Consider the following 19,347-nt stretch of genomic DNA (forward strand, 5'->3'; position numbering starts at 1 on the left):
ACCGCGCAGGCTCGCCAGTGATTCGGCCTGCAGGCGCTCGTAGATGTCGAACTCATCGTTCACCGGCACGCCCAACGCCTGCTCGAACGCTTCGCGGTTGGCATGTGCGGCATAGGCGCGCTGCTCTTCGCCACCCAGGTTCGACTGGAAGATGCCTGCGGCGCTGACCGGCAGGAAATCCTCGTAGACGATCGGGTCGGCCACCACCAGCCCCGCCGCGATCAGGGCTTCCGCCGGCAGGTCACCGATCCCGCCAGGCGCGGCGCGGCCGGCCTCGGTCAGCTGGTAGCGGAAGTAGCCCAGACCCTCACGGCGCAGGGTGTCATGGTCGTCCGGGAACGCTGCGAACGCTGCCTGCAGGCGCTGGCCATAGTCGCCACCGGTACTGCCGGCACCTTCGCTGTTGCGCGCCTGCGCCAGCAGCTGGTCGTACAGCGCGCGCCCCTTCGGCGTCAGGGCCAGGCCACGCTGCTCGATCTCGCCGAACCGCGCGGTGTGGGTGCCGGCATCACCGCCCTGCTCATCGGGGAAATGCACGGCTTCTTCCAGCGCTTTGAAACTGGTCTGCCGCAGCAGGATCGGACAGGCGCGGCGCGGCGGACCTTCGATGACCGCCTTGGCGGCCATCCCCTGCTCGATCATCGCTGCCTGCGCGGCATCGATGTCCAGCGTGCGCGGGGTCAGGTGGTTGATGTGCGGGCCACGGAAGCTGACCACGTCGGCCACCAGCCGGTGTGCCTGGTGCAGCGCATGGTAGGTCGGCAGGTCGACGGTGGCGTCACCGTGCCAGCGGAAGGTCTCCAGCGCCTCCGCCACGAAGCGCTCGGCGTCGTGCTGCGACAGCCCGCCATCGCGCTCGGCCTGGTCGATCAGGGCCAGGGCGGCATCGGTGAAGATGCGGCGGCGGGCCAGGATCTGTGCCGACTGCGCACGCAGGGCCTCGTCCTCGATCAGTTCCAGGCGCAGCAGCGAGGTGAACACGCGGAACGGATTCTGCGCCAGCGCCGCACCGGTGAGCGGGCGAAACGCGGTGGAATGCACCGGCACACCGGCCACCGACAGGTCGTAGTAGCCGACCGGAAACATGCCCATCACCGCGAACAGGCGGCGCAGGGTGGCCAGCTCCTGCACGGTGCCGACGCGGATCGCGCCGTGCCGCTCCTCGTCCAGCCGGCCGCGCTCATCGTTGCGCTGCAGCTGCGCAGCCAATGCAGGGTCCTGCGCCAGCACCTGCGCGTTGATCCGCTCCACCAGTTCCACCAGCGTGCCGTACAGCGGCACTTCGGTGCGGTACATGCGGGACATGGCCTGGGCGAACAGGCGGCGGATCACATCAGGCGAAACGAAAGAGGCGCTCATCAGTCACTCGATTACGGGAACGGGGAACAGCTCGGACCCGTATTGTCGCCGGAGCGCGGGGCCGGCGGCGATATGCAGAGCAGCATGGAGCGGACCGGCGCTACCGGTTGAGCTGGCGCTTCAGGGTGGCATCCAGGGTGATCGGCCGGTCCCAATGCTCATAGCTGGCCACGATGGCGTGGCGCACGGCGCGGTAGTGCAGGTTGTCCGGTGCCCTGGGCATCCGCTTCACCACGGCCTGCCAGCCGCCGGCCGGGTCACGGCTGAAGGCACGCACGCTGTCGCGGCAGGTCTGGCCGCTGGCCTTGGCCCAGAAGCAGGCGAAGTACAGGTCACCCGCCTGCCAGCCGTGGGTGCTGAACAGCGCGCTGACATAGCCACGCGGCACATCGGCATAGCGCGAGACCTCGTCGAGGAAGGCATCGGGGTAGCGCTCGGCGTAGTGGTTGATGTCGCGCAGCTGGGCGTCGATCCAGCGGTCGCCGGTGTCCACCTCATAGGCCGCCGAGCGTTCGGCCGTCTGCTGTGCCAGCACGGTGGCCGGCGCCAGCAGCAGGAGCATCAGCAGCGTGAGCAGGCGAGCATTCATGCCCCGATTCTGCCGCAGCCGTCGCGCCCTGTCAGGCCGCGACGCTGGCCTTGGCTTCGATCGCGGCCAGTGCGGCCGGCCAGTCCCAGGCGGTATCGGCGCTGACCATGCGCGGCTCGTCGTCGGCCACGCCATGCTGGGTCTCGTGCGCCCAGGTGACCGCATAGGGCGTATGGATGCCCCAGCCCCCGAGCGTGACCACCGGCTCGATGTCCGAGCGCAGCGAATTGCCGACCATCACGAAGCGCTCGATCGGCAGGTCGAACTCGGCCAGCACGCGGGCATAGGTTGCCGGGTCCTTCTCCGAGACGATCTCGATGCGCGGGAACAGTTCATGCAGCCGGGCGACGTTGATCTTCGCTTCCTGGTGGAACAGGTCGCCCTTGGTGATCAGCACCACCGGATAGTGCTCGGCGATGGCCGCCACCGATTCACGCACACCGTCGATCAGCTCGACCGGATGGCGCAGGGTGTCGTGGCCGATGTCGAGGATGCGCTGGATGTCCCTGGCCTCGATGCGCTGGCCGGTGATGTCGATGGCCGCCTCGATCATCGACAGCGCCATGCCTTTCACGCCGTAACCGAACACGCCCAGGTTGCGCTGCTGCACTTCCAGCAGGTGACGGGCGGTCTGGGTGTCGTGCACGTCGATGTAGCGCGACAGCAGGTCAAGGTAGTCCTGCTCGGCCTTGCGGTAGTAGTCCTCGCTCTTCCACAGCGTGTCGTCACCGTCAAAACCGACCAGGCCGATGGCGCGCGCGGGCGCAGGCGTGGAGGTGTTCATCGGACAAGGATACAGGCGCGGCGAGGGCGAAAAAAACCCGGGCGGCTGGCGCCGCCCGGGTACCCATGCACCGGTTGTCCCGAATCAACGGTGGATCAGCGGCCCTGTGCGGCGCCGCCGGCACCGGCCTGCTGGGCGGCCACATAGGCCTTGTACTCATCGGCGCTCAGCTCGCCGTCCTTGTTGGCATCGGCCTGGTCGAACACCTGGGCAAGGCCGGCGTTGACCTGTGCCTCGGACTTGCTGATGGTGCCGTTGCCGTCGGTATCGATGCTGGCCCAGGTCTGGCCGCCGCCGCTGGCCTGCGCCGATGCGGCCGCCGCTGCGTCAGTGGCCTGGTTCGCGGCCTGGCCTGCCTGCGCGGCGGCCTGCTGGGCCTGCGCTGCATCATTCTGCGCCTGTGCGGCCTGCTGCTGCGCGGTCTGTGCCATGGCCGGAATGGCCAGTACGCTGCCGGCGGCGACAATCAGGGCGATCAGGGGCTTGCGGTTGCGAATGGTCATCAGGGATGTCTCCTTGGGGTGGTGTTGCGCGGCCTGTTGTTTCCGCACGGCACCTACCCTGCCACCCCGTTTCTGAATCGATTTTGCGCCGCGACCGGCATCCACACGCGCGGTTAACCACTGCCCGGCGTGCATGCATTAGCGCGGTGGTTAGGGTGGAGTGATCGGCCCATAAGGCGAACATTCAACGCCCTTGGATTTAACCCGCAGGCAACGAAAAACCTGCGTCAGTCGACGTTCTGGGACGATGACCGCGAACTGAACAACACCCATCCCAGCGCCACACCGGCGAGCGCTCCGGCGATCTCCAGCACCACGCGGCTGCCGAGTTCGTTCGGATCGTGGATGGTGGCCAGGAACAACCGCGCATACAGCGGCGACTCCAGCCGCACGATTCCCATGTAGAAGAGCTTCCATGCATCGATGCCGGCCGAGATCACCACGGCGATGACGCACGACCAGCCGATGGCATGGCCTACCGTCCAGTGCAGCAGGCGGCACAGCCGATGCCAGAGCAGGTACACCAGCAGGCCAACCAGCAATGCGATGGCGCCAGCTTCCAGGGTACCGAGCAGGCCGAAATGCAGGGGAAGATTCATCGGGTGCGCAGGAGGGGAAAGGCGGCCAGTGTACGACGGAGGGTCTCGGCGGCGCGGACCCGCCGGTGCTGCTATCGAACGGGCACGTCGTAGGCGGTCATCGGGTCCGGCTCGGGCTGCAGCGTGTAGTGCCACCACTCCTGCGCATAGTTGCTGAAGCCATGCCGGGCCATCGCCTGCAGCAGACGGGCACGGTGGGCCCGCTGTGCGTCATTGAGTCCCTCGGCCGCGGTGTGTGCCCGCGGACCGAAGAAATCGAAATCGGTGCCCATGTCCAGCGGCGTGCACGTGTCGCGCCGGCACGCCAGCAGGCCGACGTCCACGGTGGCGCCGCGACTGTGGCCCGAGCGCTCGGCGATGTAGCCTTCGCTCAACAGCTGCGGCTTTTCCAGATCCGGATACTGCAGTGACTTGCGTGACTGCTCCGCGGGGTCATGTGCCCAGGCCACGAACGCCTGCACCGCGCGCACCGGGCGATAGCAGTCGTAGATGCGCAGAGCGAAGCCCTGCGCGCGCAGATCCGCTTCGACCCGTGCCAGTGCGGTCGCGACCGGCGCCAGCAGATAACAGGCCGGCGCTTCATAGCCAGGCACGCGTGCGCCCGTGAAGTTGCCGGCGCCGGCATAGCGGATGTCCAGCTCGATTCCCGGCGACACCGTGCGGATCTCCACCAGCCCGGCCTGCGACGCATCGGTGGCCGACGATATGCGCGGCGCCTCACTGGCGTGCGCGGGGCTCGCCAGTGCAATCGCCAGTGCGAGTGAAATGCAGATCCTGGAAGTCATAGCTGAAGTCGATGTCCGGGTCGATCGCGCGCAGTTGCAGGGACGGCACCGGGCCATCGCCGGGCTGCAGCCACGCCTGCGCGTCCTCACCCAGCGTATCCCAACGCAGGAGCCAACGCTGCTGCAGCTGCATCACCCGGGCCTGCAGGCGAGGCGATTTCTCCACGCGGAACCGCAGGCCGTCGGGGCCTGGGCACAGCCAGGCGGTTCCCAGCCACGGATCCGCATAGCGGCCCTGCCACTGCGGCAAGGCCGTGCCGGATACGGCGCGCGCACCTGCCGTCGAAGGCGCCACATGCCCCTGCGCACGCTTGGACGCCTGCGCGCGCTCCAGTTCATCGAGGTAGTCGGCGGCACGCCTGCGGTCCTGCGGCGCGGTGTACGCCTTCAGCATCGACTGCATCAGCGCCGTACGTGCCTGCTCGCCCTCGCCATTGATCAGCATCACCACGCCGATGCCACGGTCGGGCAGCAGGGCCAGCGACGAATACATGCCGGACAGAGTGCCGGTATGCGCCACCTTCCAGTGGCCATCGATGTCCGACAGGCGCCAGCCGTAGCCATACCCATGCACGTGTGCGTTGTCCCAGCGCCGCTGCAAGTCACCCAGCGGCATCGGCATGTGCAGCGTCCACAGTGCCCGCCGCTGTGGCGTGTCCAGCCAGTCCGGCACCAGGTCGGGATCCAGCAGCACCTGCATCCAGCGCGTCATGTCGCGCAGCGAGCAGCGGATGCCACCGGCCGCCATCGATGGCAGATCGGCGCTGATCTCACCATCGGCGTTGACCACCGTCGTGCGGCCGTCGCGCCGCGCATGCGGCTGGGCGACGTTGCCGACATCGCGCACCGACCAGCGGCCGACCTGGCAACGGGCCATGCCCAGCGGCTCAAACACCTGCTCGCGCATCAGCTGGTCAAAGGGCTTGCCCCCTGCGGCAGCAGCCACTTCACCGGCGACCACGTACATCAGGTTGTCGTAGGCATAGCCGCTGCGGAAGCTGGTGACGGGCTTCAGATGCGCAAGCCCGGCGATGATGTCGGCGCGGGTGAACGTATTGGGTTCAGGCCACAGCATCAGGTCGCCAGCGCCCAGCCCCAGGCCGCTGTTGTGGATCAGCAGATCACGCACCTGCATCTGCTGCCCCACCCAGGCGTCGTGCATGCGGAAGCCGGGCAGATGCCGCTGCACGGGGTCATCCCAGCGCAGCCGGCCCTGCTGCACCAGCCGTGCCAGCAGCGCGGCGGTCATCGCCTTGCTGTTGGAGGCGATCTTGAACAGCGTGTCCTCATCAATGCGACCGCCATCGCCACGCATGCCCTCGGCATGGCGGTACACCACCTGTCCCCGGTCCACCACCGCCACCGCCATCCCAGGCAGGTGCTCGCGTGCGACAACGGTGGCGATATCGGCATCAAAGCGCGCGGGCTCCGCCGGCGCAGCAGGCGAGGTGGCAAGTGCAGCAAGGACGATCAGCTGAAGCACAGGCCCGCTCCCTTGTGTCATTGCCCGCGCCCCCTTTCGAGCGGCGCGGGCACAGCGTCAGTAGCTCCAGGTTACCGTCAGCTGCGCATAGCGCGGCGACTGGAAGCCGGTGCCATAACGATACAGCGGGTTCGGCGTACCGATGCTGTCCTGCGGTTCGTAGTCCTGGTCCACCGTCACCACGCGCTGCTGGTTCAGTACGTTGTACACCGCCAGCTTCAGGCGCAGGTCGGTGGGGATCGGCACCTTGTACGACACGCTGACGTCGAGGTCGTAGGTCCACGGCGTGCGGCCATCGCCACCGCGCGGGGAATGCACGAACACGCGCTCGGACGGCACGCTCGCCTGGCAGTTGGAGACGCACACGTAATAGCTGTGGAAGTCGGTGTCGTCGAACGGATTGCCGGCGCCGAAGCGGGTGATCGGGCTGCCCGACTGCACGCCCAGCGTCGCCGCCACGCTCAGGTTCTCGGTCAACGCATAGCTGCCACGGAACTTGAACTGATGCCGTCGGTCATTGGCCAGGTAGCCATAGCCGCCGTAGTTCACCCAGGGGTTGTCGAAATTCTCGGTACGACCGGCATCGGCGAAGTCGGTATCGGAGTTGACCGGGCCTTCGGCGTTGCCACGGCCGTAGGCCAGCGTGTAGGACGCATTGAAGCCCCACTTGCCATCCCAGGCGCGATCGACCTGCAGCTCCAGCGCCTTGTAGTCGCGCTTGGGCTTCACCCAGCCGCGCTGGCCAACATAGTTGCCGTCATCGTCATACAGCGCCCAGCCTTCCTTCGACGTATCGATGCTGATCCAGCCATCGTTGCTGCCGTCGCAGTTGGTATCGCCCCAGACGGTATTGCTGCGCCCGGGATTGCCCATGATCCAGACGCTGTCGATGGCACCGCACTGGCCGGTGGCGGTGATGTTCATGTCATCGATCGCGTTGTGCAGGCGCCGATAGGTCACGCTGGCACCGACCGACCAGGCTTCGTTGATCATTTGCTGGAAGCCGAGGATCGCCTCGTCCTGGTAGACCGGGTCCATGTCCCGGTTCACTTCGGCACGCAGGTCCGGCACGCTGCCATCACCCTGCGAATTGTCGACCGGCCCGATCTGCGCCCCCAGGTTCGGCACGTTGTTGGCGGCACCGCTATAGCCGAGGAATTCGTACCAGGTGCGTTCGTCCAGGAAGCCACCGGCCTGCTTGATGTTGATGACGTTGGCCACCGGCAGGAAGTAGCGGCCAAGGTTGCCGAACACCTTGGTGGTGCCATCACCGCGCACGTCCCACGCGAAGCCCAGGCGCGGGGCCAGCATGTCGTCGATCTTGATGTAGCTGCTGCCGTCGCCGCCCTTGTTGTCGAAGGCTTCCAGGCGCAGGCCCATGTTCAGCAGCAGGTTCGGGGTGACCTGCCAGTTGTCTTCCAGGTAATACGCCGAGTTGATGGTTTCAAACGAGCCATCCACTTCATACCGGCGGGTGCGCGCGACCAGGCCACTGGCCGGCACGATGCCCCCATTGAGAGAGCTGCCCGGCGTGCGGTAGTAGATGTCGTAGCGGAAACCACCCGGACCGGGATAGGCGCGGCTGTAGTCGGAGGTGTTCTCTTCGCGGTCCAGGCCGAAGCGCAGCAGATGGTCGCCCAGGGTCCACTCGAAGTCGGCGCGTGCGGCCTTGCGCGTATCCAGTGCCGATTCCAGCAGCGAGCTGCTGGTGCAGCTGCGGTCGCCCTGCAGCTGCGAGGGCACGCCCTGGCTGGCGGTACGGTTGTCGAACACGCGGTTGCAGTTTTCGTCCATCAACGAGCTCTGCGCGCGGTTGCGCTTGTTCTCGCCATACATCAGCTTCATGGTCAGGTCGTTGTTGACCTGCCAGCTGTAGGTGCCCGACCAGTTCCTGCCGCCCACGGTGTTGTAGATCTGGTTGCTGCGCTCGCCTACCGTCTGGCCACTGGCATAGTCGTAGTTGTAGACATCGGTAAGCGTCTTGCTCTTGTCCGAGAAGCCGAACAGCGACAGCATCTGGTTGTCGGTGATCTGCCAGTCGATCTTGCCGCCCCAGAACGGGTCATCGGCCTTGCCCTGGCTCAGGCGTGTACCGGCATCGTTGGTCGAGGTTGGCCGGTAGTCACGGGCCTCGTACATGCCGAAGAAGAACAGCCGGTCCTGGACCAGGGCACCGGAGGCGAACACGTTGAGCGCACTGCGGCTGTAGTCGTCGCGGCTGGCGGTGATGTAACGGCTGCCTTGGCCGTCATAGCGGTCGCGGGCCTGCGACTGCCACGCGCGGGGTTCGAACACCAGCTCGGCACCGGCCTTGAAGTCGTTGCTGCCCGAGCGGGTGACGGCGTTGATGACGCCACCGGTGCTGCGCCCGAACTCCACCGAATAGCCTCCGGTCTTGACCTGGAACTCCTGGTAGAAGGAGAACGGTACTGACGAGAAGCCCACCCGGTTGTAGAAGTCGGTGACGTTCAGTCCATTGATGTACACGGTGTTCTCGGCCACTGACGAGCCGCCGAACGAAATGCCCTGTCCGCCCAGCGAGCCCTTGCCCTTCACTGCGCCCGGCGCCAGCAGCGCGACGGCGGTGATGTCACGGTCCACCGGCAGGCGCGACAGCTCCTCGCGGGTGATGTTGGTGGCCGATTCGGTGGACTTCACATCCACCATCGATACCACCTGCGGCGCGCGCACCTCCACCGTTCCCAGGGTACTGACCGCACCCAGCGGCACATTGACGGTGGTTGCGCTGCCCAGGCCGACGGTGACCTGGCCGACGCGGCTGGCACCGCCGCCGGGCAGGCTCACCTCCATCTCATAGGTGCCCACCGGCAGCAGCGGAATGCGATAGCTACCGTTGGCATCGGCCTGTACCGAGCGGACGAAGCCGGTGGCCGGATTGCGCACCGTGACCGTGGCGCCGGCGGGAACCTGGCCGGCATCGCTGACCAGCCGGCCGGCGACGGAGCCATCCTGCGCGAAGGCGCCGGGCGCGATCACGCCCAGACAGGTACCCAGGGCGACGCACAGCGCCGCCCGCTTGATGTTGTATGCCTTCATCCCCTGCTCTCTCCTGCAAGAATTGAATGGTGCCGATGGTGGTGTGTCGCGCTAGCGTTGCCCGGCGGGCAGTACCTGCCACTGGAAGTCGTAGCTCCATTGGTCGAAGTACAGGTTGCCGCCTGCCCACTCGGCCTCGCCGCGCTGCGAGTCGACCGTTTCCGAGCGGAAATGCTGTTTGGCCGGCACGAACGGCTGGCCGAAATCGTCGTTGAAGGCGATGCGGTAGCCGTCGAGGCCACCCAGGTAGAAATCGCGCAGCGCAGGTACATCGCTGGCCAGTGCACCGGTGGTCACATCCATCGGCAGCCAGCCATACGGCGCCAGATAGACCTGTCCCCAGTCATGCAGGTTGTTGTAGCCGCTGCCATCGTCGGAGAACACCATGCCCGACTGCCAGCGCGCGGGAATGCCGTTCATGCGCAGCAGCGCGATCAGCAGCAGCGTCTGCTGGCCGCAGTCGGCATGGCCGGCACGCAGCGCGTAGTCGCTGATGTTGCTGAGGGTGGAATACTCGCGTGCGCCGGCCCATGGGATGCGATCGACCGCCGCGAACAGCCTGCGCACGATCTCGTAGGGGCGTGTTTCGCCCTGCAGCACCTGGTCGGAAAACAGTTTCAATGCCGGCGTGAAACGCACATGCGGCAAGTGTTCGCTCAGGTAAGGCTGCAGCGCGGCGTCGGCCGGTGTCGGCTGCACCCGGGCCGGATCGATTGCCGTGTGGCGGGCGAACAGGGTGACCGCATAACGGATCTCGAAGCGCGTGGGCTGCCCGGCGACGGCCTTCGCTTCCAGATAGGCGGTGCGCTGCAGGGTACCGGCGGGTGCCACGCGTGCTTTGTCCGGTGTACTGCCAAGCCATTGCACGCGCTCCTGCTGGCCCGGAATCTCGCGCGGATAGGGAATCCAGGCGCGAACGGTTTCGCCCGCCGGGACCGCATCGGCCTTGACCGTGAGCGACTGCGTGAACGCGATGCGCTGCGGCAGCACCGAGCCCTGGCCGCTTTGACCGGCAGCAGCAACGACACGTGCGTGGTGCGCGTTGAGCACTTCATTCGGGCCCGGAGACGGCATCGGTGCATCGGCGCGGCGGCGTGCACGCGCTTCATCGCTGAGCAGGAACAGGTTTGAGGGCGCGCGTTTGAAGTACGCGCGCCTGCCATCGATATCGAGGTGCTCGATCAGCCCCAGCTGGTCCCAGCGCGCGAACTCCTCGTCGGTCAGATCCGGAATCCAGCGACGCACCGCCGCTTTGGCCGCCGCTTCGTCCAGGGAAAAATCCAGGCGGATGCGGCGCATGCGCTCGCGCTGGAATGCGTCTTCGGCAGCATCGCGCCCGGTCGCCAGCAGCGCCTGGGCGTCGCTGAAGCGCCCGCTGTCGATCAGGTCGATCACCTGCAGCTGCCGGCTGTCGCGCGCGTCTGCCGCGTGCGTGGCCGACGCCCACAGCAGCAGCGCGGCACACAGGCCGGCGGCGGCAGGCAGACGCGGTTTGCGAACGGCAGGATCCACAGCGACACTTCCCAAGCGCGGGTGGTAACGGCTGTGTAACACGGGCCGGAGGACCGGTCAATAATTTATTCTTGCTTTCGCGAGCGAAAGGAATAAATATTCCTTAAGGCATTCGAGGAGGGTGTGCTGCGCATGATCCTGGCTTCCCGCGAACCGCGCCGGCAGTGGCCGCGCCGGTTGACCCTGGCCCTGTGCCTGTTCGCCGCACCGGCCTTCGTGCAGGCTGCCGCGCCCGATCCGGGCGCGCCGCTGCCGTATGTGATCGGTCTGCACGAGGCTTACCTGACCCCGGACTACTGGGCCGCCCGGCTGGACGATGCCGATGCGCCGATCCTCGACCGCGCACAGATCCAGGCGCAGAACGCACGGATGCGCGCAGAGGATGTCCATATCCAGGACATCGCCGCCCTGCCCGCCCAGCTGGATGCGGCACAGGTACGCAGCAGCATCACGGCGCTGTCGAGCTGGCCCACGCGTACGCTCTACAACGCCAAGGGGCAGGCGATCGCACCGGCAGTGCGCAAGGCCATCGAAGCCAACCTCGACCTGGATGCGATTCCCGCACAGGTGGCGCCCGACTACGGGCTGGTGGTGAAGCGTGCCGCACTGCGCACCTTCCCGACCCGCGAGCGGGTCTTCAGCACGGTGGGCGATACCGATATCGATCGCTTCCAGGAATCGGCGCTGTTCCCCGGTGACAAGGTCGCCGTGGTCCATCGCAGCACCGATGGCCGCTGGTTGTTCGTGCACAGCGAGCGTTACAGTGCATGGATCGAAACGGACGCCGTGGCCACCGGCGACAAGACCAGCGTGCTCGGCTATGGCAGCGCCGGCCCGTACCGCATCGTCACCGGCGCCACCGCGCACACCGTCTACACGCCGGAAGAGCCGCGCGTCTCGCGCCTGCAGCTGGACATGGGCGTGCGCCTGCCGGTGCTGGCCGACTGGCCTGCGGCCACGCCGGTCAACGGCCAGCAGGCCCACGCCTCATGGGTGGTGCAGCTGCCCGTGCGCGAGGCCGATGGACGACTGAAGCTGGTTCCGGCACTGCTGCCGCGCTCGCAGGACACGGCCGCCGATTACCTGCCGCTGACCCCTCGACGGCTGTTGCAGCAGGCGTTCAAGTTCCTGGGTGAGCGCTATGGCTGGGGCCATGACTACGATACCCGCGACTGCAGCGGCTTCGTTTCGGAAATCTACCGCAGCTTCGGCGTGCTGCTGCCGCGCAATACCAGCGCCCAGGCGATCAGCCCGGCACTGGATCGCCTGCCGTTCACTAGCAGGGATGGCAAGGCCGCGCGCGAACGTGCCGTCACCGGCCTGCAGGTCGGTGATCTGGTCTACATCCCCGGCCATGTGATGATGGCCATCGGCCACGTCGACGGCCGCACCTGGGTCATCCACGATACGGCCGGCGGCAGCTGGTTCGGCGCCGACGGCACGCGTGTGCAGGCCCATCTCAATGGTGTTTCGGTCACGCCGCTGGAGCCGATGATGGCCAGCGACACGGTCCGCTACATCGACCGCATCACCAACATCCAGCGCCTGCGGGCCAAGACCCCTGAATGAAGATCACCGCCATTGAACTGGGCATGCTGCGCGTGCCGCTGAAGACCCCCTTCAAGACCGCCCTGCGCACCGTGGAAACCGTGGAGGACGTGGTGGTGCTGGTCCGCACCGACAGCGGCCACACCGGGTACGGCGAGGCGCCGGCCACCGCGGTGATCACCGGTGATACGCATGGCTCGATCATCGAAGCGATCCGCCACTTCATCGCTCCACGCCTGATCGGGCAGGACGTTGCCAACCTCAACCGCCTGTGCGGGCTGGTGCAGACGTCGATGGAGCGCAATACCAGCGCCAAGGCCGCAGTGGAGATCGCCCTGTACGACCTGTGGGCGCAGCTGCATGGTGCGCCGCTGTACCAGATGCTCGGCGGCGGCGACCCGGTCATCACCACCGACATCACCATCAGCGTGGACTACATCGACAAGATGGTGGCCGATTCGCTGTCGGCGATCGAGCGTGGCTTCGAGTCGCTGAAGATCAAGGTCGGCAAGGACATCGGCCTGGACATCGAGCGGGTCAAGGCGATCCACGCGGCGGTTGAAGGCCGCGCCCTGCTGCGCCTGGACGCCAACCAGGGCTGGACCGCCAAGCAGGCGGTGCACGCGATGCGCACGCTGGAGGATGCCGGGGTGGTGCTGGAGCTGCTGGAGCAGCCGGTGAAGGCCGCCGACATCAGTGGCCTGAAGTACGTGACCGACCGGGTCAACACGCCCGTCATGGCCGATGAGAGCGTGTTCAGTCCCAGCCAGGTGATGGACCTGATCCAGCAGCGCGCGGCGGACATCATCAACATCAAGCTGATGAAGACCGGTGGCCTGTCCAATGCCATCCGCATCGCCGACATCGCCGGCATCTACGGCGTGCCGTGCATGATCGGCTGCATGATCGAATCGAGCATCAGCGTGGCCGCGGCCGTGCACCTGGCCGTGGCCAGGAGTGATGTGATCACCAAGGTCGACCTGGACGGCCCTTCGCTGGGCCAGTTCGACCCGGTCAGCGGCGGGGTCAACTTCAACGAGTCGGAGATCACCATCAGCGATGCGCCGGGGCTGGGAATCACCGAGGTGCGCGGGCTGGAGATGATGACGCCGCCGCGCTGGTAGGCCGCTGCGCGGGCGCTACCGCCGACCGTTGATCCCGCTTACCCTTCCTGCAACCGGACCCACGCTGAGCCCCATGCCACCCCTGGTGAAAATCCGCTCCGAGCGCGGGCAGATGTCGGCCATCGAACGCCGCATCGCCGACTTCATCCTCGACAACGCGCACCTGCTGCGCGACTACTCGTCGCAGCAGCTGGCCAGCGCGCTGGGCATCAGCCAGTCCAGCGTGGTGAAGTTCAGCCAGAAGCTGGGCTTCAAGGGTTACCCGGACCTGAAGTACTCGATCGGCCAGGACGTGGCGCGCGCCGGCCACGATCCGCAGGCACGCCCGCCGTCACCGAGCGCCGGTGACTACGCCGACATCGCCGGGCGCCTGCGCCTGAGCCGGGCAGCCGCCGAGGAAGAGACCAGCCTGGCCAATGCGCAGGCTGATGTGGAGGCCATCGTACGACTGCTCGACAGGGCGCCCAAAGTGTTCGTGTACGGCCTTGGCGATGACGGCCTGTACGCGCGCGAGTTCGCCATGCGCCTGTCGCTGCTGGGCATGCTGACCGTGCACCATGCCGATCCGATCCTGATGATGGCCAACCTGTCAGCGGCGCGGGCCGGTGATGCCATGCTGGTGTTCTCCGAGTTCGGCAAGCTGCCTCAGCTGTTCCAGCTGTCGCGGCAGTTCCAGGACGTGGGCGGGAAGGTGGTGTCGATCACCCGCCACACCGCCAACCCACTGCGCGCACATGCCGACCAGTCACTGGTGGTCTGCGCCCATGACCCCGCACCGCACGTGGCGCAGCTGCTGTACCGTGCTTCACTGCAGTCCCTGCTCGACTTCGTCTTCGTGCTTTTGTGCCATGCCAACCCGGACCGCCACCGCCAGCTCGGGGTGAACCTGGAACGGATCGAACACCTGATCGACGCCTGATCGACCCCTGGTTCACTGGAGTCCACGATGCTGCCGCTGCTGCGTACCGCCCTCGCTGTCACCGCTCTGGCCACCGCGCTGCCCGCTGGCGCGCTCACCCTGCTGCCGCCGATGGCGCGCAGTCTGCAGGCCATCGTGGTGGTCACCGACAGCTGGGATGCCACCCAGGGCCGGCTGCAGGCCTATGAGCGCAGGAGCAGCGACGACACGTGGCGCCCGCACGGCCCGGCCTTCACCGTGGCCGTGGGGCGTGAGGGCAGCGCGTGGGGCGTGGGCCGTGCGTCGCTGCACAACCAGGGGCCGCAGAAGACGGAAGGCGACGGGCGCAGTCCGGCCGGCGTCTTCGATATCGGCCCCGCGTTCGGCTACGCGCCGACGATCGCCAGCGCGATGCCGTATCTGCCGATGACGGCCAGCCACTACTGCATGGATGTACCCGCCTCGCGCTACTACAACCGCATCGTCGATGCGGCGGACGTAGGTACCGCCGCAGTGGAAGGCTCCACCGAACCGATGCGGCTGGACCTGCACAACAAGGGCGATGTTCGCTACCGCGAGGGCTTCGTGATCGAGCACAACAGCAGCCGCAGGCCGGGCAAGGGCAGTTGCATCTTCGCCCACCTCTGGCGCAAACCGGGCGAGGCCACGGCCGGCTGTACGGCAATGGAGCCGCGCCACATGACGGCCCTGCTGGCCTGGCTGAAGCCGGACACGCGCGCGGTCTTCGTCCTGCTGCCCAAGACGGAGTACGACAACCTGCAGGGGCCGTGGCAGCTGCCGGCCCTGACCGGAGCGTTGCGTTGAGCGCCCCGGACGAACCGCAGCTGCAGCGCGCGGTCAGCCGCTGGCAGATCGTCGGCCTGTCGATCAACGACGTGATCGGCAGCGGCATCTATCTGCTGCCGGCGGCCACCGTCGCCCTGCTGGGCCCCTTCAGCCTGTGGGGCGTGGTCGCCGCCGGCATCGTGGTGGCCCTGCTGGTGCTGTGCTACGCGCAGGCCGCCAGCTACTTCGATGAACCCGGCGGCAGCTATCTATATGCCCGCGAAGCCTTTGGCCGCTTCGCCGGCTTCGAGATCGGCTGGATGATCTGGCTGACCCGTATCAGCTCGGCGGCCGCACTCAGCAATGCGCTGGCCGATGCGGTCGCGCGCTTCTGGCCCTGGGCCGGGGCCGGCACGGGTCGCCTTGCCGTGATCGTGCTGTCGCTGGGTTTCCTGACCGGCGTGAACATCATCGGCGTGCGCTCGGCGGCCCGCACCGGCATCGTGCTGGTGATCGGCAAGATGCTGCCGCTGCTGCTGTTCGTGGCCATCGGCGCGTTCTACATCGATCCGCAGCTGGCGTTCTCCGGCCAGCGCCCGGACCCGCACGACCTGCAGCGCATGGGTGAGGCCGCATTGTTGCTGCTGTATGCCTACGCTGGTTTCGAGAACATCCCGGCGGCAGCCGGCGAGTACCGCAATCCCCGTCGCGACATTCCATTCGCGTTGATCACCATGATCATCACCGTCACCGTCATCTACGGCGCGGTACAGGTGGTGGCGCAGGGCACCCTGGCCGGGCTTGCGTCGTCGCCGACACCGCTGGCCGATGCCGCAGCCGGATTCGGCGGTGAGGCACTGGCGTTGATCCTGACCGTCGGCGCGACCATCTCCATCCTCGGCACCAACAGCAATACGATGATGATGGGCCCGCGCTTCCTGTTCGCGCTTGCCCGCGATGGCTACGGGCCGAAGATCCTCGCGCAGGTCCATCCGCGCTTCCGCACACCGGCTGCCGCGATCTTCTGCCAGGGGCTGATCGCCCTCGGCCTGGCGCTGTCCGGTTCGTTCGTGCAGTTGGCGCTGCTGTCGATGACCACGCGACTGTTCGCCTATATCGGAACCGCGGCGGCCGTGCTGGTGCTGGCCAAGCGCTACGCCGACCGGCCGGGCGCACTGAAGCTGCCGGGCGGGCCGCTGATTCCGGTCCTGGCCCTGCTGCTCTGCCTGGCCCTGTTCGCCAGTGCCAGCTGGCAGAACATCGCCGCCGCACTGGTCGCCTTCGCCATCGGCGCAGTGATCTACAAACTGCCGCGCAAGGACGTAGGCGCCTGATGATCGGCAGCGACGGCGCGGATGGAGGACACCTTCCCTTCACGCGAGCGGACCGGACTGTTAACCGCCATGGCGGCATGATCGAAGCTCATCCACCACGGAGCCCGATCGATGAGCCCCGAGTACCAGATCCCCGGCCGCGTGCCGGATGACAGCGCACCGCGCCAGGCCGTTTCCGACTTCTGGCGCGAGCGTTACACCGCTGAACCCTATTACGACAACCAGCTGTTCTTCGAGGACTACGAGCCGGCCTATCGCATCGGCCACGCTGCCCGTGCGCAGGACATGATCCGCGCGTACGAAGAGGTGGAGGCCGAACTCGAGTCCCGCTGGGCGAGCGAGCGCGGCAAGAGCCGGCTGGAGTGGGCGCAGGCCCGCAACGCCGTCCGCCGCGGCTGGGAAGAAGCGGTCAACCTCGACCAGCGCCTGGACCGGGGCGTACCGCGCGGCACCTGAGGGCACCCCGCGCTGCGGCCGGGCCATGCCAGGCTGTCCTTCGGCACTGCGGCAGAGCCGGGCATGGTCCCGGCTCTGCGCAATCCGGGCGTCAGTCCTGTTCCGGCAGCGGCGGCACGGCCTGACCGCGTGCATTGCCGCCGTTGGCGGCGATCAGGTCGCGGGTGTTCTTCTGCACCGCGACCGCGCCGAACAGCGCAAGTGCGAAGGCCATGGCGTAGAAGCCCTTCTCGCTCAACAGCAACGTGGCATTCCACAGGCCCACCAGCAACAGCAGCAGCGCCGATAGCAGGGCGAACCAGCACAGCGCGTAGTACAGGCCGCTGACCGGGATGCCCTCCACGCGGTCGCGCACGCTCTTCTGCAGCGATACCGCCGCGAACAGGCCATAAAGCAGCAACGCCAGGTAGTAGCCCTTCTCGTTCAGGGCCATTTCGGCGTTGAACAGGCCGATCAGATAAGCCACCGCGCCAAGCAGCAGCGCCACCCACGAAGCGGCGACGAAGGCGGGAGATGGCTTGTGGGTCGGAACAGTGTGCATTGCAGATCCTTGGCAGACAGACGGGCATGCATTGCCCGGGCGTGCCCACCCTAGACGATCCGCCCCACGTCGCACAGGGGGTAGCAGGACCTTCGGGCCACGACGGTCACACCCGCAGTGGTATACAAGGGAACGCTTGGCCATCCGCATCCCCGCCCTGGAGATTCCCATGACCCGCACGCCCCTGCTGCTTGCCCTCGGCCTGGCGCCGATTCTCGCCACCACTGCCTGCAACGCCGCCGATCCTGCATCCGCTACTGCCGGTACTGCCGCCACCGCTGCTGCACCGGCTGCGGCTGCGGCCGCAACCGACCAGCGGCCGTTCACCGCCACGGAAGTCAGCCGTTTCGATCAACCGTGGGCAATGACCTTCCTGCCCGATGGCAGTCTGCTGGTCACCGAAAAGCGCGGCAAGCTGCAGCACCTGGACGTGGCCAGCGGCCAGAAGCATGAGATCACCGGCGTACCGAAGGTCGCCTATGGTGGCCAGGGCGGCTTCGGCGACGTCATCCTGCACCCGGACTTTGCCCGCAACCAGGTGATCTACCTCAGCTATGCCGAGGAAGGCACGCTGGATACCCGCGGCGCCGCGGTGGCCCGCGCCACGCTCGCCCTGGACGCCGACGGCGGTGGCCAGCTCAAGGATCTGAAGGTGATCTGGCGACAGACACCGAAGGTCAGCGGGCAGGGCCACTACGGCCATCGCCTGGTGTTCGGTCCGGACGGCAAGCTCTGGATCAGCTCCAGCGAACGGCAGAAGTTCGACCCCGCGCAGGACATGGGCGGCAACCTCGGCAAGATCATCCGCCTCAACGACGATGGCAGCCTGCCGGCGGACAATCCGTTCGCGTCACAGGGCGGCGTGGCTGCACAGGTGTGGTCGCTCGGCCATCGCAACATCCTGGGCATGGCCTTCGATGCCAACGGCAAGCTGTGGGCGCATGAGATGGGGCCGGCGGGCGGAGACGAACTGAACCTGATCGTGCGGGGCGCCAACTACGGCTACCCGGTGGTCTCCAACGGCGACCACTACGACGGCCGGCCGATTCCCGACCACGACACGCGCCCGGAGTTCGCCGCGCCGAAGGTGACCTGGACGCCGGTCATCTCGCCTGCGGGCTTCGTCATCTACAGCGGCACCCTGTTCCCGCAGTGGAAGGGCAGCGGCTTCATCGGCGGCCTGTCCTCCACATCACTGGTGCGCGTGGCCTTCGAGGGCGACAACGCGCGCGAGGCGGAACGCTTCAACATGGGTGAGCGCATCCGTGAAGTGGAACAGGGGCCCGATGGCGCGCTGTGGCTGCTTGAAGATGGCAGCAAGGCGCGCCTGCTCAAGCTCACGCCGAAGACCTGATCAGGTAACGCAGGGTGGCGGGCCAGAGCCCGTCACCCCGCACGCTCACTGGATGGTGATGACCTTCACTTCGGTCCGGGTGCAGGCCGCATCAAGGCACTGGCCGCTCAACCACACCTGGCCATCGCCGATCATCACGCCCTGCTGGTTGACGAACACCTTGCCGAAATCCTGTGCGGACACCGCCTTGACCACGGCCGGCGTGATGATCTTCTCGTAGCTGCGCTGGAATTCGCCCGGTCCGGCGATCGTCTTTCCGCCGCTGATGTTCAACGGGAAACGTATTTCCTCGACGACCGCCGCGCGATCACCGCCGACCACCGCCGTTCTGAAGGCATTGAAGACCTTCTCGTACTGCGCCGCATCACCGAGCAGTGTCTCGATGCGCGCGCGCGCATCTTCGGTCTGTTCGCTCGCGGGTGTCGCAGGTGCTGCCGGTGCTGCCTGCACGGGTTCGGCCGGCGGTGCAGCAGCGGGCGTTGCCTCCGGAGCCGTCGGCGGCGCCGGCTGTGCACAGGCTGCCAGCAGCAGCGCGGGGGCAAGGAAAGCACTCTTGCGCATGGTCGGGCTCCATCGGATCACGAACCCCGATGGTAGCGCCGGGTCAGGCCCGGCGTGTTTGCCATGGGTGACGA

18 protein-coding genes are annotated in these 19,347 nt (G+C 67.0%); 7 read left to right on the plus strand and 11 right to left on the minus strand.

The features are described from left to right. The 9 genes from N7367_RS17950 to N7367_RS17990 form a co-directional block, all read right to left on the minus strand. Window positions 1–1,359: VOC family protein (locus N7367_RS17950; protein WP_111186630.1), on the minus strand; the 1,359-nt coding region annotated here is incomplete at its 3' end. Between the two features lie 100 nt (window positions 1,360–1,459). Further along, on the minus strand, window positions 1,460–1,948 hold the full coding sequence (locus N7367_RS17955) for a hypothetical protein (RefSeq protein WP_279942928.1): 489 nt from the start codon (window positions 1,946–1,948) through the stop codon (window positions 1,460–1,462). Window positions 1,949–1,979: 31 nt separating this feature from the next. Next, window positions 1,980–2,732 carry an HAD family hydrolase gene (locus N7367_RS17960; RefSeq protein ID WP_053519655.1) on the minus strand — a complete coding sequence of 251 codons (753 nt, stop codon included), beginning with the start codon at window positions 2,730–2,732 and terminating at the stop codon, window positions 1,980–1,982. A gap of 95 nt (window positions 2,733–2,827) precedes the next feature. Further along, window positions 2,828–3,235, minus strand: coding sequence for an EF-hand domain-containing protein (locus tag N7367_RS17965; protein WP_065175425.1), 408 nt, complete (start codon window positions 3,233–3,235; stop codon window positions 2,828–2,830). Window positions 3,236–3,462: 227 nt separating this feature from the next. Continuing rightward, a complete protein-coding gene (locus tag N7367_RS17970; protein ID WP_053519653.1) occupies window positions 3,463–3,834 on the minus strand; it encodes a hypothetical protein in 372 nt (123 codons plus the stop codon). A 71-nt stretch (window positions 3,835–3,905) separates the two neighbouring features. After that, window positions 3,906–4,619 (minus strand): M15 family metallopeptidase, encoded by a 714-nt coding sequence (locus N7367_RS17975; RefSeq protein ID WP_279942929.1) that lies wholly within the window; start codon window positions 4,617–4,619, stop codon window positions 3,906–3,908. Continuing rightward, complete coding sequence (locus N7367_RS17980) at window positions 4,552–6,102, minus strand: serine hydrolase (RefSeq protein ID WP_279942930.1); 1,551 nt, start codon at window positions 6,100–6,102, stop codon at window positions 4,552–4,554. Before N7367_RS17980 ends, N7367_RS17975 begins: the two co-directional genes overlap by 68 nt. Window positions 6,103–6,159: 57 nt before the next feature. Further along, window positions 6,160–9,159, minus strand: coding sequence for a TonB-dependent receptor (locus N7367_RS17985; RefSeq protein ID WP_111186633.1), 3,000 nt, complete (start codon window positions 9,157–9,159; stop codon window positions 6,160–6,162). Between the two features lie 51 nt (window positions 9,160–9,210). Beyond that, complete coding sequence (locus tag N7367_RS17990) at window positions 9,211–10,671, minus strand: transglutaminase-like domain-containing protein (protein ID WP_279942931.1); 1,461 nt, start codon at window positions 10,669–10,671, stop codon at window positions 9,211–9,213. A 132-nt stretch (window positions 10,672–10,803) separates the two neighbouring features. On the opposite strand from N7367_RS17990, the gene N7367_RS17995 reads away from it, so the two are divergent. From N7367_RS17995 to N7367_RS18020, 6 genes are all read left to right on the plus strand, one after another. Continuing rightward, window positions 10,804–12,240 (plus strand): SH3 domain-containing protein, encoded by a 1,437-nt coding sequence (locus N7367_RS17995; protein WP_279942932.1) that lies wholly within the window; start codon window positions 10,804–10,806, stop codon window positions 12,238–12,240. After that, entirely contained in the window at window positions 12,237–13,343 is a 1,107-nt protein-coding gene (locus N7367_RS18000; RefSeq protein WP_279942933.1) for a dipeptide epimerase, read from the plus strand. Before N7367_RS17995 ends, N7367_RS18000 begins: the two co-directional genes overlap by 4 nt. Before the next feature lie 73 nt (window positions 13,344–13,416). Then, a complete protein-coding gene (locus tag N7367_RS18005) occupies window positions 13,417–14,262 on the plus strand; it encodes a MurR/RpiR family transcriptional regulator (RefSeq protein ID WP_053519647.1) in 846 nt (281 codons plus the stop codon). Window positions 14,263–14,289: 27 nt separating this feature from the next. Then, complete coding sequence (locus N7367_RS18010) at window positions 14,290–15,066, plus strand: L,D-transpeptidase family protein (RefSeq protein ID WP_279942934.1); 777 nt, start codon at window positions 14,290–14,292, stop codon at window positions 15,064–15,066. Next, on the plus strand, window positions 15,063–16,361 hold the full coding sequence (locus N7367_RS18015; protein ID WP_065175432.1) for an amino acid permease: 1,299 nt from the start codon (window positions 15,063–15,065) through the stop codon (window positions 16,359–16,361). Before N7367_RS18010 ends, N7367_RS18015 begins: the two co-directional genes overlap by 4 nt. 111 nt (window positions 16,362–16,472) lie before the next feature. Beyond that, complete coding sequence (locus tag N7367_RS18020; protein ID WP_053519473.1) at window positions 16,473–16,817, plus strand: hypothetical protein; 345 nt, start codon at window positions 16,473–16,475, stop codon at window positions 16,815–16,817. Window positions 16,818–16,908: 91 nt separating this feature from the next. Here the strand turns inward: N7367_RS18020 and yiaA are convergent, their stop codons facing one another. Continuing rightward, window positions 16,909–17,358: an inner membrane protein YiaA gene (yiaA, locus tag N7367_RS18025; protein WP_279942935.1), complete on the minus strand. Its 450-nt coding sequence runs from the start codon at window positions 17,356–17,358 to the stop codon at window positions 16,909–16,911. Window positions 17,359–17,527: 169 nt separating this feature from the next. On the opposite strand from yiaA, the gene N7367_RS18030 reads away from it, so the two are divergent. Then, window positions 17,528–18,712: a PQQ-dependent sugar dehydrogenase gene (locus N7367_RS18030; RefSeq protein WP_164151070.1), complete on the plus strand. Its 1,185-nt coding sequence runs from the start codon at window positions 17,528–17,530 to the stop codon at window positions 18,710–18,712. Window positions 18,713–18,757: 45 nt separating this feature from the next. Here the strand turns inward: N7367_RS18030 and N7367_RS18035 are convergent, their stop codons facing one another. Further along, a complete protein-coding gene (locus N7367_RS18035; RefSeq protein ID WP_279942936.1) occupies window positions 18,758–19,273 on the minus strand; it encodes a hypothetical protein in 516 nt (171 codons plus the stop codon). Window positions 19,274–19,347: the final 74 nt, after the last annotated feature.

The organism is Stenotrophomonas sp. GD04145, from assembly GCF_029835135.1.
In the GTDB taxonomy this organism is placed as follows: Bacteria; Pseudomonadota; Gammaproteobacteria; order Xanthomonadales; family Xanthomonadaceae; genus Stenotrophomonas; species Stenotrophomonas maltophilia_P.